This is a genomic window from Virgibacillus sp. CM-4, from assembly GCF_000445495.1.
GTDB classification, from domain to species: domain Bacteria; phylum Bacillota; class Bacilli; order Bacillales; family Amphibacillaceae; genus Virgibacillus; species Virgibacillus salexigens.
Genome location: NZ_AUQA01000005.1, coordinates 23,268 through 39,051, shown reverse-complemented (window position 1 = coordinate 39,051; position 15,784 = coordinate 23,268). Strand labels below are relative to the sequence as shown.

15 protein-coding genes are annotated in these 15,784 nt (G+C 36.8%); 14 read left to right on the top strand and 1 reads right to left on the bottom strand.

The window, feature by feature from the left end; all coding sequences use genetic code 11:
* Positions 1–8: 8 nt before the first annotated feature.
* From M948_RS32365 to M948_RS32355, 3 genes are read left to right on the top strand one after another with little or no spacing between them, the layout of a single operon-like run.
* Positions 9–458, top strand: coding sequence for a MaoC family dehydratase N-terminal domain-containing protein (locus tag M948_RS32365; RefSeq protein ID WP_021290613.1), 450 nt, complete (start codon positions 9–11; stop codon positions 456–458).
* Positions 455–859, top strand: coding sequence for a MaoC/PaaZ C-terminal domain-containing protein (locus tag M948_RS32360; RefSeq protein WP_021290612.1), 405 nt, complete (start codon positions 455–457; stop codon positions 857–859). Before M948_RS32365 ends, M948_RS32360 begins: the two co-directional genes overlap by 4 nt.
* Before the next feature lie 41 nt (positions 860–900).
* Positions 901–2,070: a thiolase family protein gene (locus M948_RS32355; protein WP_021290611.1), complete on the top strand. Its 1,170-nt coding sequence runs from the start codon at positions 901–903 to the stop codon at positions 2,068–2,070.
* Positions 2,071–2,271: 201 nt separating this feature from the next.
* Here the strand turns inward: M948_RS32355 and M948_RS32350 are convergent, their stop codons facing one another.
* Positions 2,272–3,855 (bottom strand): BCCT family transporter, encoded by a 1,584-nt coding sequence (locus M948_RS32350; protein WP_021290610.1) that lies wholly within the window; start codon positions 3,853–3,855, stop codon positions 2,272–2,274.
* 237 nt (positions 3,856–4,092) lie between these two features.
* On the opposite strand from M948_RS32350, the gene M948_RS32345 reads away from it, so the two are divergent.
* From M948_RS32345 to M948_RS32295, 11 genes are all read left to right on the top strand, one after another.
* On the top strand, positions 4,093–4,653 hold the full coding sequence (locus M948_RS32345; RefSeq protein ID WP_021290609.1) for a TetR/AcrR family transcriptional regulator: 561 nt from the start codon (positions 4,093–4,095) through the stop codon (positions 4,651–4,653).
* Between the two features lie 148 nt (positions 4,654–4,801).
* Positions 4,802–6,109 carry a Na+/H+ antiporter family protein gene (locus M948_RS32340; protein WP_021290608.1) on the top strand — a complete coding sequence of 436 codons (1,308 nt, stop codon included), beginning with the start codon at positions 4,802–4,804 and terminating at the stop codon, positions 6,107–6,109.
* Between the two features lie 537 nt (positions 6,110–6,646).
* Positions 6,647–7,438: a delta-lactam-biosynthetic de-N-acetylase gene (gene pdaA / locus M948_RS32335; RefSeq protein WP_021290606.1), complete on the top strand. Its 792-nt coding sequence runs from the start codon at positions 6,647–6,649 to the stop codon at positions 7,436–7,438.
* Positions 7,439–7,563: 125 nt separating this feature from the next.
* Positions 7,564–9,141 carry an acyl-CoA synthetase MbcS gene (gene mbcS, locus M948_RS32330; RefSeq protein ID WP_021290605.1) on the top strand — a complete coding sequence of 526 codons (1,578 nt, stop codon included), beginning with the start codon at positions 7,564–7,566 and terminating at the stop codon, positions 9,139–9,141.
* A gap of 251 nt (positions 9,142–9,392) precedes the next feature.
* On the top strand, positions 9,393–11,525 hold the full coding sequence (locus M948_RS32325; RefSeq protein ID WP_021290604.1) for an ATP-dependent Clp protease ATP-binding subunit: 2,133 nt from the start codon (positions 9,393–9,395) through the stop codon (positions 11,523–11,525).
* Positions 11,526–11,674: 149 nt separating this feature from the next.
* Positions 11,675–12,547: a ComEC/Rec2 family competence protein gene (locus M948_RS32320; protein WP_021290603.1), complete on the top strand. Its 873-nt coding sequence runs from the start codon at positions 11,675–11,677 to the stop codon at positions 12,545–12,547.
* A 71-nt stretch (positions 12,548–12,618) separates the two neighbouring features.
* Entirely contained in the window at positions 12,619–13,464 is an 846-nt protein-coding gene (locus M948_RS32315; protein WP_031335399.1) for an SPFH domain-containing protein, read from the top strand.
* 17 nt (positions 13,465–13,481) lie between these two features.
* On the top strand, positions 13,482–13,661 hold the full coding sequence (locus tag M948_RS32310; protein WP_021290601.1) for an Arc family DNA-binding protein: 180 nt from the start codon (positions 13,482–13,484) through the stop codon (positions 13,659–13,661).
* Positions 13,662–13,814: 153 nt separating this feature from the next.
* Complete coding sequence (locus M948_RS32305; protein WP_021290600.1) at positions 13,815–14,192, top strand: GntR family transcriptional regulator; 378 nt, start codon at positions 13,815–13,817, stop codon at positions 14,190–14,192.
* A complete protein-coding gene (locus M948_RS32300; RefSeq protein WP_021290599.1) occupies positions 14,182–15,048 on the top strand; it encodes an ABC transporter ATP-binding protein in 867 nt (288 codons plus the stop codon). Before M948_RS32305 ends, M948_RS32300 begins: the two co-directional genes overlap by 11 nt.
* A complete protein-coding gene (locus M948_RS32295) occupies positions 15,045–15,746 on the top strand; it encodes a hypothetical protein (protein WP_021290598.1) in 702 nt (233 codons plus the stop codon). The genes M948_RS32300 and M948_RS32295 overlap by 4 nt, the downstream gene beginning before the upstream one ends.
* Positions 15,747–15,784: the final 38 nt, after the last annotated feature.

The window sequence follows — 15,784 nt, the reverse complement described above, 5'->3', positions numbered from 1 at the left end:
GGCATAAGATGTATTACCATCTGATAGGTAAACAATCAAATAAAGTAAAGAACGTTGTGGAACGGGGCTTGGTCAAACGGTTTGCAGAATCAATTCGAGATGCTCACCCGCTGTTTATCGATGAACAAGTAGGTAAGCAGTCTAGATATGGGGAAAACATTGCACCATCTACATTTCCGCGTGTTTTTGACTTTGGTACAGTCCATGGGTTAAACCTGCCTAACAAGGGATTAATCCATGGTGAACAGGTATATCAATACGAACGTCCCCTTTTAGTCAATGAAGTTCTTTATTGTTATACCGTTATTGATAGTTATGATGAGAAACAAGGGAAAAATGGGTTAATGGGATTCTTGAAAATTAAGCGGTATGGTGAAGATGCTCATGAGAAAGTTGTTTTTATGGAAGAATCTACAATCATTATTACAGAGACAGTAAGGAAGGCGATGCAAGTATGAAATACAATGTAGAGGAATTGCAGATGCAAGAATCGCTGGAAACTATCCTTGAGCCTGTAACTAGAATGGATTTAATTAAATACTCAGGAGCGTCAGGGGACTTTAATCCGATTCATACCATTGATGAAGAAGCAGAAAAGGCAGGGTTACCTGGGATCATCGCTCATGGTATGTGGACAATGGGCAATTTATCAAAATTGTTTACGCCATATTATGATCAAGGCTTTATTCAGGGTTTTCAAATCCGTTTTTCCGGGATGGTTTTTCTTCAAGATGTTATTACGTTAAAAGCAGAGTTGAATGAAGCAAAAGTAGATTATTTAGATTTTAATGTTAAAGCTTTGAATCAAAATGAGAAAGTAGTATTAAAAGGAAAAGTACGATTTGCTAAATATCGTTGATGCTATATCGTTATTTACTATAAGAGACGGAGGTTAGTTTCATGAATCGTGATGCTGTTGTTGTTTCTGCAGTTCGAACGCCAATTGCCAGGCAAGGGGGAGCTTTAGCGACTGTTCCCGCTCATATATTTGGGGCAGAAGCTATAAAGGAAGCAGTAAATCGGGTCAATGTCGATCCGGAAGATATTGATGATGTCATTCTTGGCAATGTATTAAGCGGAGGTGGTAATATTGCCCGCTTAACCGCATTACAAACGAATTTATCTATACAAATTCCTGGCCTAACTGTGGATAGACAATGTGGATCGGGTATTAATGCTGTTGTTTTAGCTGCACAAGCAATTCAGTCAGGCAATGGCGATGTCATTGTAGCAGGTGGAGTTGAAAGTATGAGTAGGGCACCCTACTTAATGGATCGAGCAGAACGTCCATATAGTCCAGCACCACCATCCTTTCGCAAATCAACACTGTCCCCATCTGAAATTGGTGATCCGCCAATGGGGATAACTGCTGAAAATTTAGCCACAAAATATAATATAACAAGAGAGGAACAAGATCAATTTGCCTTAGAAAGTCAGCAAAAAATGTCTAATGCAATGGAATTAGGCTACTTTGATGAGCAAATTGTCCCTATTACCGTACCTATTCGTAAAAGCGACCCTTTCGTATTCGATGAAGATGAGCATCCACGACCACAAACGAATTTGCAAGGTTTAGCGAAATTGCCACCTGCCTTTTTAGAGGATGGTACGGTTACTGCGGGTAGCAGTTCAGGATTGAATGATGCTGCAGCTGCACTAGTAATCATGGCTAGAGAAAAAGCAGAACGTTTAGGGTTAAAACCATTAGCGATTATTCGTCAAGCAGCAGTAGCTGGTGTTGATCCAAATATCATGGGGATTGGTCCTGTACCAGCAACGAAGAAACTGATGGAAAAGGCGGAACAGCGCTTGGATGAGATGGATATAATCGAATTGAATGAGGCCTTTGCTGCCCAAGTAATCGCATGCGATCGAGAATTAGGGTTTGATAAAGCAAAGTTGAATGTAAATGGAGGAGCGATTTCCCATGGTCATCCGCTTGGAGCAACTGGTGCAATCTTAATAACAAAAGCGATTTATGAATTACAACGTCGTCAAGGAAGGTATGCATTAGTCACTGCTTGTATAGGTGGAGGGCAAGGTATAGCCACAATAATTGAGAGAGAATAGGTTGATTTTAGTGTTTTGCAGTGAAACATTGATTTGACTGTATTTATGATGGTATGTAAAATGGGTCGTTCCCAGCAAATAAAAATACCAAATCCCTTTTAGAAAAAAGAGATTTGGTATTTTTGTATTTCGTTTATACATATCCCTGTCCATTTAATTAAACAGCGAGACTTATTTCTAGCAAGCCAGAAGAATAGCTTTCTACTCCTTGCTGTTATCATGGTCATCTTGGGATCTAGTCTCATCCATATATTCTTTCATTCTTTTTTTATTCGGTGTAAGTGTCAAACCTAGGTATTTTCTTTCCTGATTGGCGTCTTTGTAGAATGCTACAGCCATTAATATGACGACTACACTAAATGGTAGTGCTGAGATAATTGCTGCAGATTGTAATGCATCTAAGCCGGTTTCTCCACCCGATAAAAGTAATACATATGCAATTGCTGATAACGATAATCCCCATACAATTTTCACAAAATTCTTAGGATGCAACGTTCCAAAAGCTGTTTGCATACCCAAAACAAATGTTGCAGAATCGGCTGAGGTAATGAAGAAGGACGATATAAGTACCAAAGCGATAATCGATAAAATGATACTTATAGGTAGTTCATTGAATATACCAAACAACTGCGTTTCAGGTGGCAACTCAAATAGTTGCGGTACACTTTGCCCCGCTTCAATTCCTGTTAGACCAAATGCACTAAACCAAAATATACTCACAATGGTTGGAACGAATAATACCGCAAGGATAAATTCGCGGATTGAACGTCCTCGTGAAACCCTTGCAATAAATATACCTACAAAGGGGCTCCAACTCATCCACCAGCCCCAGTAATATATAGTCCAAGACTGCATCCACTCATGTTTTTGCTCATTTAAGGGAGCTACATCCAAACTGCTGAATATTAATGTAGATAAATAGTCACCGGTTGCACTTGGAACCATATTGAGTATAAGTAGTGTTGGCCCAAGAATTAAAATAGCAATAAACAGTAGACCTGCTAATATCATATTTAAATTACTTAAATACTGAATCCCCTTACTTAGACCACTCCAAGCACTATATAAGAACAACACCGTAACAATGGCGATGATAATACCTTGAACGAATATATTGTTCGGGATGCCGAAGAGGTAGTTCAACCCTCCGTTAATTTGCATTGCCCCTACCCCTAAAGAAACAGCTACTCCAATAATTGTGGCGAACACTGCTAACACATCTACAATGTTACCGATAGGTCCATCTACTTTATTTCCTAAAACAGGCCGCAATGTTTTGGAAATTAAACCAACTTCCCCTTTTCTAAACTGTGAATAAGCTAAAGCAAGTGCTACAATACCGTACACTGCCCAAGGGTGGAATCCGTAGTGTAGAAATGTTGACCTCATTGCTTCAGCTAAGGCAGCTTTTGTTTCTGCATCAGCAGTTGGGGGAGCAAGGTAATGAGAGATTGGCTCAGATGAACCATAAAATACTAGACCAATTCCCATACCGGCACTAAATAACATTGTTAACCATGATATCGTGTTAAATTCAGGTTTCTCCGTTGGTTTACCCAGTTTGAGTTTGCCGATTGGACTAAATCCTAAAAAGATACAGAATATCAGGATTAAAGTAAAAAGTGTCATATAATACCAACCAAAAGCTTCTGTAATCCAAGCACCAATAGCTCCAGAATATGTACCAAATTGATCAGGAAAAATAGCGCCTAAGAGTACCAGTATTCCGACGATAATTGATGCATAAGTGAATACACTAGAAAAATTCTTGTTGCGTTGATTCATGAAAAAGATGTATCCTCCTTGTTATTATTTAAAAGATGTTTTTTATTCTATCACAATAATAAGGCTATTCACAGTTTATCCTCTAGATTCACTTTCCAATATGCTCTCATAAAAAAGTGACTGTTAGAAACATTTTTCCCTATCTTAGTGATTAAGAATATTCACTGAACTCGAATCGACAGATATCTATTCAATCCGTATAATGATACTCATAATCAATAGAAAGGACGCTGTACCATGAAAGCCAAAATTATGATTAAGAGTATTGATTTATTTGATGAAAAAGGTTTCACGGAGACTTCAATTCAAGATATTGTGGATAGCATTGATGCAACGAAAGGAACATTTTATTATTACTTTACAAGTAAGCAAGAATTATTACGAGATATTCATTTAACCTATATTCATAATTTGCTCAAGGAACAAGCCGAAATTATCAATGATTCATCAAAAAACGTGAAAGAAAAACTTTATACAATGATTTATTCGATTATTAATAAGATCGAAACACAAGGCAAATATGCTCGCATTATATTCCGAGAAATGCGTCATTTAGATGATGCTAATCTGGAACAAATTAAACAAAAGCGAAAGGAATTCCGATTAAACTTTCAAAAATTAATCCAAGAAGGAGTGGACAAAGGGGAATTCCAAAGTCAGGTACGTACGGATATCCTTTCATTTGCGATATTGGGAATGGTCAACCGCACATATTATTGGTTCCAACCAGATGGGGAATTATCAGAGGAAGAATTAACGGATTTATATATGGAAATGATACTGAATGGAATTAACTGAGTTTGTCCATATAAATTGAGGTTTTAGATACCCTTCTTTTTCTAACTATTTCAGAAAGCTAGAAAATGGAAATAAAAAAGGGTTGATTTTTACACTTTATTACTTTATCATAGTGAAGTACTAAAGAGAAAGAAAGTGGGGAACGAACATGGAATGGGTTGTTATTGTATCTGTTCTTGTGATGACGATATTAAGTTTATTACGTGTTAATGTAATTATTGCAATATTAGCAGCTGCTCTTACTGCTGGTTTAATGTCAGGTTTAAACGTTGTCGATTCGATTGATTTGCTTGTTGATGGAGTGGGTGGCGGTGCTAATACGGCATTAAGTTATATATTATTAGGGGCATTTGCTGTTGCCATAAGCTACACTGGAATTACGTCATTGTTGGTGAACTATCTGATACGTATGTTAACTGGTAAAAAGACAATGATGTTATTAGCAATTGCTGGAGTAGCTTCACTTTCGCAAAACCTAGTACCTGTGCATATTGCTTTTATTCCGATTTTAATCCCGCCATTACTTAAATTATTTGATCGCATGCGCTTAGATCGAAGGGCAGTAGCTACTGCATTGACATTTGGATTAAAAGCACCATATATTTTGATTCCAGCAGGTTTTGGATTAATTTTTCACGAGACGATTGTTGAAGGAATGAACCAAAATGGTGCGGATATAACAGTTGGTGAAACAACGATGGCAATGCTGATCCCTGGTTCTGGAATGATTGTAGGATTGTTAATCGCTATTTTCTTCAGTTATCGTAAGGAACGAGATTATGGTTCTTTAGAAAGTGAAACCGAAATGGCTGCAGTGGTAGAACCGAAAGACATTCAGTTTAATAAACAGCACTTATTTACGTTAATCTCAATAGTAGCAGCATTGGTAGTTCAAATTATTACCGATAATTTAATTGTTGGGGCACTTACTGGTCTTGTATGTATGTTCCTGTTCCTTGTTATTCCGTTTAGTAAAGGGGATCGAGTTATTTCTGAAGGTATCGGAATGATGGGGACAATTGCCTTTGTAATGCTGGTAGCAGCAGGATACGGGAACATATTAACGGAAACTGGAGCTGTTGAGGCTCTTGTAGAAGTTTCGTCTGGATTCTTGGATAATAATCAAGCGCTTATTGCTTTTATCTTATTGTTAGTTGGTTTACTTGTAACGATTGGAATTGGTTCTTCATTTGGAACGATACCAATATTAGCTGCTTTATATGTACCAATTTGCTTAGCAGCTGGATTTTCACCAATGGCTACAGCAGCGTTAATTGGCACAGCTGGAGCACTAGGAGACGCAGGATCTCCGGCTTCCGACAGTACACTTGGTCCAACATCAGGTTTAAATGCAGATGGAAAGCACCATCACATTTGGGATACGGTAGTACCAACTTTTATCCATTATAATATTCCATTATTTATTTTTGGTTGGATTGCAGCTATTGTTCTTTAAAAGGCATGTTTTAAAACAAAACCATTGGTTCTGTAGGCTGTCGAGAAAGTTATCGGCAGTCTTTTTTTGCTTTTTTTCCTGAAATTCCATCTTTTTTTGTTATTCATAAGAAGAAAACCTATAGGCGGTAATGGTTTTGTCACTTACTCTAGAAGATTGACCACTACATCGATGTCTTCAAAAAGTACGCAAACAAGCATTACTGAAGGCTTTCTGCAAGAATATGGAGAAGAGTGTCCTTCACCAGAGTCTTTTTCGGTGAAGGGTGGGCGAAATACTACGAGACTCCTGCGGAGAAACGGCGATCCGAGACCTCGCAGTGGCGGTTTTTTACGAGGAGGATCGGGCGTTCATCCCCGGAAAGCGAGTGGTTTTTGGCCGCACGGGCGCACAAAAAAAGCTTGTAGAAAAACACGGGGTTTCTCTACAAACTGCAAAACCATTGGTTCTGTTTATTAATTCGAGTAACATTGTACAATAAGAAGAATAAAAACAGGTCGGCAGGAGATAGTAAAAAGAAAAACAGGTGGGATTGTTATGAATAAAATTACTGCGCTCACAATCCTTGTACTTCTTGCTATTTCCTTTATATGTATGTCCACTGTTTCAGCTAATGGCTATGGTTGGGGTTATAGTAAGAATTCAAACCATGAACTTCCAGATATAGGGAAATATAAAGGGATGTTAGATAAATACAATGCTTATTATGCGGACGACTCCGGGGCAAAGAATATTTATCTCACCTTTGACAATGGTTATGAGCAAGGATATACAGATAATATTCTTAATGTATTAAAAAAACATGATGTACCAGCTACCTTTTTTGTAACAGGACACTATGTAGATAGTAAACCTGATTTAGTCAAACGTATGGTAGACGAGGGGCATATTGTAGGTAACCATTCGTATCATCATCCAGATTTCTCTATTATGGATAAAGATGCAATTAAAGAAGAGTTAGAAACATTGGAGGATGCTGTAGCTGAAGTCTCTGATCAAAAGGAGATCAAATACTTACGCCCGCCAAGAGGTATGTTTAATGAAAATACATTAAAATGGTCAAAAGAATTAGGTTATATTCACATTTTTTGGTCACTTGCCTTCATTGATTGGGAGACAAACAAGCAAAAAGGATGGAAGTATGCTTATGATCAAATTATGGATCAAATTCACCCCGGAGCGATTATGTTATTACACACTGTATCGTCGGATAATGCAGAAGCACTTGACCATATTATTAATAAATTAAAGAAACAAGGCTACAGTTTTAAGAGTTTAGACGACCTCGTTTTAAAAGACCAATTACCTCCAGCATTATATGGGTTATAATCTTAGAAAAGCTTCATTCTAGTATACCAATACGAGATGAAGCTTTTTTATTTAAGAACCCATTGCTTTATTTAAAATTTTCGCAACCTTTGGTATACTAGTGAAAAAACAAGGAGTTGTTAATAATGCGACGAGAAGATTTAATTGCTCCACCTAATTATAATATTGCAATGGAAATGGAAAGACATGCAAAAGATCCGAACAAGCTTGCGTTAATCTGGGAAAACCAAGCAGGAGATCAATATTCTATTACATATAATGATTTAGTAAGAAATGCAAATAGAATTGGAAACGCTTTCCTTGAAAGTGGTCTACAGAAAGGCGATAAAATTTTGGTTATGGTGCCTCGTTTAATTAAGGCATATGAAGTATATTTAGCTGCATTAAAAACAGGGATTATAATTATTCCTAGTTCAGAAATGTTAAAGACAAAGGACCTCCAATATCGTGTAACACATGGAGAAGTTCGTGGCATCATAAGTTATTATCCATACATTGACCAATATCTAACGATTGATCAATATGAAGACTTGCATCGGTTCGTCATTGGAAAACCTCAAGATGGATGGCTTTTTTTAGATGGCTTAATGGAGGATGCGAGTGATCAATTACAAGTAGCAGAAACAAGAAGGGACGATATCGCCTTTTTACCTTATACATCGGGGACAACAGGCAATCCAAAAGGAGTTGTCCATACGCATGGATGGGGTTTTGCTCACTTAAAAACAGCCGCAGAAAACTGGTTATCGATTAATAATGGCGATAAAGTGTGGGCGACAGCTGGACCAGGTTGGCAGAAATGGGTTTGGAGTCCATTCTTATCCGTTTTAGGTGTAGGGGCTACAGGCTATATTTACAATGGAAAGTTTGATGCGAAAACATATTTACAATTGTTACAAGAGCATAAAATTAATGTTTTATGCTGTACGCCTACAGAATATCGAATGCTGGCAAAAGCGGATCATCTAGATGGATATGATTTATCTGCATTGCATAGTGCTGTATCAGCTGGAGAACCCTTAAATGTTGAAGTCATTGATACATTTCAACGTTATTTTAACATCACTGTTCGTGATGGTTACGGGCAAACCGAGAATACATTATTACTAGGTTTCTTGAAAGGTATGGAGGTTAAACCTGGGTCAATGGGAAAACCTACTCCCGGAAACGATGTGGATATCATTGATGAAAATGGAGAACCTGTCACACCTGGTGAAGTAGGTGACATTGCTGTTAGACTTGATTGTCCAGCATTGTTTCGTGAATACTATAAAGATGAAGAACGAACGAATATGTCAAGACGAAGGGAATATTATATTACAGGTGATCAGGCTTCCAAGGATGAAGAAGGATATTTTTGGTTTGAGGGAAGAAGCGATGACATTATTATAAGTTCAGGGTATACCATTGGCCCTTTTGAAGTAGAAGATGCTTTAGTTAAACATCCTGCTGTACAGGAGTGTGCCGTTGTAGCCAGTCCAGACGAACTGCGAGGAAATATTGTAAAAGCCTTTATTGTATTACGTGATGGGTCCCGTGCAGAAGAACCACTGATTAAACAGCTACAAGATCATGTAAAAACACTAACAGGACCTTATAAATATCCAAGAAAGATTGAGTTCATTGATGAACTACCAAAAACCACATCAGGAAAGACAAGGAGAGTAGAATTACGAAATAGAGAAAAAATTAAAACGCAATGATTAGTCAAAAAACAAGGAGCATTTCATGCTCCTTGTTTTTTACCGCTGCCTTATGTTTAATAACCAAATTACTTTGGGAATAATAGTTATGAAGTCAGGTTATGACTGGTTTTAAGTAAAGGTTAAAAAAATTTGATCAAACCTCTTGAAAGTCAAAGAAGGTCAGAGTATAATGATAATCAAAGGTCAAAGATAGTCAAAGTCAAACTAGAGTAAACAACATTAAATGATAATTCCAAGGAGGAATGGAAATGCTTTGTCAAAATTGTGGTCAAAACGAAGCAAGTATAAATGTTGCAATGAATATTAATCATCAACAAATGCAAATGCATCTTTGTAATGAATGTTTTCGTGAAATCCAAGGACAAATGATGAATTCCAATGACTTCTTCTCAAATACACCATTTGGAAATGCTTCTAACGCATTTTCTCAGCAAGGAAATGGAGCACAAAAAATGGGCACAAGAACGAAAGAGAAAAATGGGAACCGTGGGAATGGATTAATTGATCAACTTGCCAAAAATGTGACACATGCAGCAAGAGCTGGATTAATTGATCCGGTTATTGGAAGAGATAAAGAAGTAAAACGTGTAACGGAAACCTTAAATCGAAGAAATAAGAATAATCCGGTATTAATTGGCGAGCCGGGTGTTGGTAAAACGGCAATCGCAGAAGGATTAGCCTTGAAGATTACGGAAGGTGATGTTCCTGCTAAATTAATGAACAAGGAAATCTATATGCTAGATGTGGCATCTTTAGTTGCGAATACTGGTGTTCGAGGTCAATTCGAAGAACGTATGAAGCAGCTTATTCAAGAATTGCAAGAACGTCAGGAAGTTATCTTGTTCGTGGATGAAGTTCACCTTATAGTTGGAGCAGGTACGGCAGAAAGTTCACAAATGGACGCTGGCAATATCTTAAAACCTGCATTAGCACGTGGGGAGCTACAACTAATTGGTGCTACAACATTGAAAGAATATCGTCAAATTGAAAAGGATGCTGCACTTGAACGTCGTTTGCAACCAATTATGGTAAAAGAGCCAACGAGTGAAGAAGCGGTGCAAATACTACAAGGAATAAAAGATCGCTATGAAAATTTTCATGAGGTTCGTTATTCTGATGATGCGATTCAAGCTTTCGTAACACTTTCAAAACGTTATATTCAAGATAGATATTTACCAGATAAGGCAATTGATCTGATGGATGAAGTTGGTTCACGCTTGAACCTATCAAATTCTCAAAAAGATTCTGATTCCATTAATCAACGCTTAAACGAAATAATTAAAGAGAAAGAAGATGCAGCAGAAAAAGAAGATTATGAACGTGCTGCTCATTTAAGATATCAGGAGATACAATTACAAAAACAATTAGATAAAGCAAAAGATGAAGAGCAAGTAATCGATGTAGACATTTCTGATATCCAATTAATTGTGGAAGAAAAAACAGGTATTCCGGTTACAAAGCTACAAGCCGATGAGCAAGAAAAAATGAAAAACATTGGTAAAAACTTAGGAGCAAAAGTAATTGGACAAGACGTTGCTGTTAATAAAGTAGCAAAAGCAATTCGTCGAAGTCGTGCCGGCTTAAAATCAACGTATCGACCAATCGGTTCTTTCCTATTTGTAGGTCCTACTGGGGTAGGGAAGACGGAATTAACGAAAGCATTAGCTGAAGAACTATTTGGCTCAAGGGATTCATTAATTCGATTAGATATGAGTGAATATATGGAAAAACACGCCGTGTCCAAAATTATTGGTTCACCTCCTGGTTATGTAGGCCATGAGGAAGCAGGACAATTAACGGAGAAAATTCGCAGAAACCCTTATTCCATTATATTGTTAGATGAAATTGAAAAAGCACATCCAGATGTGCAGAATATGTTCTTACAAATTATGGAGGATGGTCATTTAACAGATTCACAAGGAAGAACAGTGAGTTTTAAAGAAGCTGTCATTATTATGACAAGTAATGCTGGAACTGGGGTTAAGACGGTTAATGTAGGATTCAATAGTGATTCACATGAATCGGTTTCTACTTTGGAGAATTTAAGTGCTTACTTCAAACCAGAATTCTTAAACCGTTTTGATGCGATTATCCAATTCAATGAACTTACTGAAGAAAACTTAATGGAAATTGTTGATCTTATGCTTTCAGATCTACAAAAAACCATGGAAGAGAATAATGTTACCATTACGATAACAAAAGAAGCTAAAGAAGTATTAGTTCGACTTGGCTATGATCGCCGTTTTGGTGCAAGACCTTTACGCAGGGTTATCCAAGATAAGATTGAAGACCAACTAACCGACTTAATTTTAGAGGATAACCATATAGAAACTGTTCAAGTAGATGTTATCGATAATAATATTGTGGTGAAACAAGCATAGGAAATGATAAAAACCGCTGACTGTGAATGAAGTCAGCGGCTTTTTTTATGCCCTCATAACTCCCAGAAACTTACTTTAAAGCAATTAAATAATTCCATCGCTTTTGTAAAAAGATAAGTTTATCTATATAAGAAAGAGGATGCATTTTCATGGGCAAAAGCAGCGTTTTATTTGGAATTATTGCTTTTTTTATATGCTTTAACGGTAATATGCTATCTATACATAGTGAAGCATCTTCATCAGAAATGCAGGTTCACTTTATTGATGTTGGTCAAGGAGATAGCATGTTGATAAAAACACCTGGAAATAAAAATATTTTAATTGATGGTGGCCCCCCTGATGCGGGAAAGAAGGTTGTATCGTATTTAAATGAAAAAAAAATAGACAAGATCGATCTCTTAGTAGCTACCCATCCAGATGTCGATCATATTGGTGGATTACCTTATATAATGAAGCATATAAAGGTAAAGAAGATCCTAGATTCTGGAAAGCTTCACACAACAAGAATGTATGCGAAATATATTCAAGAAATACGTAAACAGGAGATACCAGTCAAAGTTGCCAAACAAAACGAAAAAATATTGCTTGATCCTGCTGTAGATATTCAAGTATTAAACACATACAAGAAATCGAGAAGCAATAATCAATCTTCCATTGCATTAAAGATGTCTTATGAAGCAATGGATATCCTATTTATGAGTGATGTCGAAATTGAACAGGAAAAAGAAATTATGAAAAATGTCGATGTGGATGCGGAGGTTATTAAAGTTGGCCATCATGGTTCAAATACAAGTACATCATTGAAATTCTTAAAAGCAGTAAGCCCAGATACAGCCATTCTAACATATAGCAAAGACAATGATTATGGTCATCCAGTTGACCGTGTTATCAATAATCTCTACCGCGTAAATGCTAATATATATTCTACTGGTGCGCTAGGAAATTTAGTAATTCGTACGGATGGTGAAGATTACCTGGTACTTCCAGAAAGAGAACCATTATATGATTTAGATGCAAGTTAATAATTTACAAAAATATACAAAAATGATATCATATTGATATAAAAAGGGATGGGGAAGGTGTGTCAATGATGATTCAAGAAAAACCGGCATGGACGATGAATGGTTTTTTGGGAATTTTACTTATTGCAGGATTACTTGTGGTAACCATATTAAGTCTGATTCAGCAACAATTTATCATAGGAATTACTTGCTTGGTTGTTGCAATCACCTTAGGTAGTGGTATTACGTTGGTTCAGCCTAACCAGTCACAAGTTGTTATCTTTCTTGGGAAATATATGGGGAGTATTCGGAGAGAAGGTATAGTAGTGACGGTACCTTTTTCCATACGAAAAACAATTTCACTTCGCGTGCGTAACTTTAATAGCAATCGGCTAAAAGTAAATGATGTAAATGGTAATCCAATTGAGATTGCTGCGGTTATTGTCTTTAAAGTTGTCGATAGTGCCAAAGCAGTTTTCGATGTCGATCGTTATGAACAATTTGTAGAAATTCAAAGTGAAACAGCAATACGTGCTGTTGCAACAAAATATCCTTATGATACTTTTTCGGATGCTGAATTAACGTTAAGAGGCAATGCAGAGGAAGTTTCGAATGAATTGACTAAGGAGTTACAAGCTCGATTAAATGTGGCAGGCGTGCAAGTTATTGAGACGAGATTAACACATCTTGCTTACTCTACAGAGATAGCTCAGGCCATGCTTCAGCGTCAGCAAGCAAGTGCAATCATTGCAGCTAGAAAGCAGATTGTTGAAGGTGCTGTTGGCATGGTTCAAGATGCTATTCATCAATTGGAAAGCAATGGAGCAATGGAACTCGATGATGAACGGCGGGTTGCAATGGCAAATAACCTACTTGTTTCTATTGTCTCTGATCATGGAACTACGCCTGTAGTAAATACAGGATCCCTATATCAATAACTTAAAAGAGGGGTAATATGTCGAAGAAGAAGAGCTTTCCGCTACGAATCGATCCAAAGCTTTATGAACTGTTACAGATTTGGGCAAAAGATGAATTCCGGAGTGTAAATAGTCATGTGGAATTTTTACTTCGAGATGCAGTGAAGAAAGCAGGAAGGTTGCCAAAGAGCCAAGATAAAAAAATTGGAGAAGATTGAAGCTACATGCAGCTGCGCATGTAGCTTTTTTTTTGCTAAAGAAGGTCCACAATATACGTGCCTATTTATTAATAGAGGTATTGACATTTTTAAGATATGGTTATATGGTTAATTACATAAGTAACGAACCAAATAACGTGAAGGTGAAAACATATGAAAAATCATTTAGACGAAAATAAGCCAATCTTTCTCCAAATTAAAGAACATTTAGAAGACTCGATTATGAATGGTTCTATTAAACCAGGTGAACGTGTACCATCTACAAATGAATTTGCTGCTTATTACCAAATTAATCCAGCCACTGCAGCTAAGGGTATTAATGAGCTCGTTGCCGAATTGATTCTGTTTAAGCGAAGGGGTGTAGGTATGTTCGTAACCGAAGAGGCAAAGGAAATTGTCCTGCAGAAACGGAAGCAAATATTCTATGACAATTATATGCTTCCATTAAAAAATGAAGCAAAAAAATTAAGTATTAGTGAGGCAGAATTAAAAGAGATGATTGAAAGGAAGGGATCTATCAATGAACGTTGACGTTTGTAATGTAACGAAACGATATGACCAGGATACAGTATTAGATAATGTATCATTTCGTCTGAATGGCCCGCAAATATATGGATTACTAGGGAGGAACGGTGCAGGAAAAACAACATTTATGGATATTATGGCGGGGAATACTTTGGCTTCCAGTGGCAATGTGCTCATAAACGGAGAGGAACCTTTTGATAATGAAGGGGTAAATGCAACTATTTGTTTAATCAAAGAAAGCAATAATTTTAAACGAGACTTAAAAATAAAAGAAATTCTTCGTGTTTTTTCATTTTTTTATCCAAACTGGGATCAACCATTAGCTGATCAATTAATTCAGGAATATCAATTAAAGCCGCATGCAAAGGTTAAAACATTATCAAAAGGGATGGAATCCGCACTTGGAATTATTGTGGGTTTAGCAAGCAAAGCACCAATTACTATCTTTGATGAACCGTATATTGGGTTGGATGCTGCAGCTCGAAAAAATTTTTACATGAAAATGTTAGAAGAATTTGAAAATGAGAAACGGATGATTATCTTTTCTACCCATCTCATTGATGAAGTCAGTTTAATGTTTCATGAAGTATTGATATTACAAGAAGGAAGGCTTGTTTTACAAGAGTCTGCAGAGGTTCTTCGTCAACGTAGCTGTGCTGTATCTGGAAGTGTCTTGGATGTAGAAGCTTTTATAAAAGATAAAGAAGTAATTGAAACAAAACAATTAGCTGGAACGATGACAGCCTATATCTTTGGAAACATAAAAGAAGCGAAAAAACAAGGTTTTCACGTAGAGGGGATACCAATACAAGAATTAATGATTCATCTAACAGAAAAGGGGAAGGGGGCATCTATAAAGTGAATAATCAATTGAAAGGACTTATCTATTTTTATATGGTTGATATCCGCCATTCTTTAAAGGTTTTTTGGATAATATTATTATCGATTCTAATGGTGTCGATTGCTTTTGGATATTATATAAAAGCAATCGATGGTGGCATGATGACATTCAGCCTAACTGGGCCAATCTATATTTACTGTAGTATCGTTGCATTTATTTCTGTAAGGGAGTACATCCCATTCGCAATTAAAATGGGGGCAACTCGAAAAAACATTTTTATTTCAATTGGGATCTTTTTTCTCCTATTATCAGCAGTCAAAGCTATCGTAGCAAGTCTTTTACAGGAACTTGTTTTATTCCTAATAACTGGAATTGGAATAGATGGATTCTATTTTCTCCATCTAGCCCATTTTATCGACGATACGTGGTATATACGAATCGGTATGGATATCATGACTATCTTCTTTGCAATGTCGTTTATGTTTATGCTTGGTTTAATCTTTTATCGATATGGTTTTTTCGGCGGGGGAATTACCCTCGGTATTGTTGGCGTTATGTTCTTATTCGGGATCGCTACTGGATGGATAGTGGATTTTATCGCCGAAATCATATCGCATCTAGATATGCTATTCTTTATACAACTATTTGCAGTTGGTATCTTCTTCTACTTCTTATCGTTTTTCATTTTAAAAAGGATGACAATTGTAAAGATGCGGTAACCTAAAACAAAAAAGGCTGTTAAGCGATCAAGCTTAAC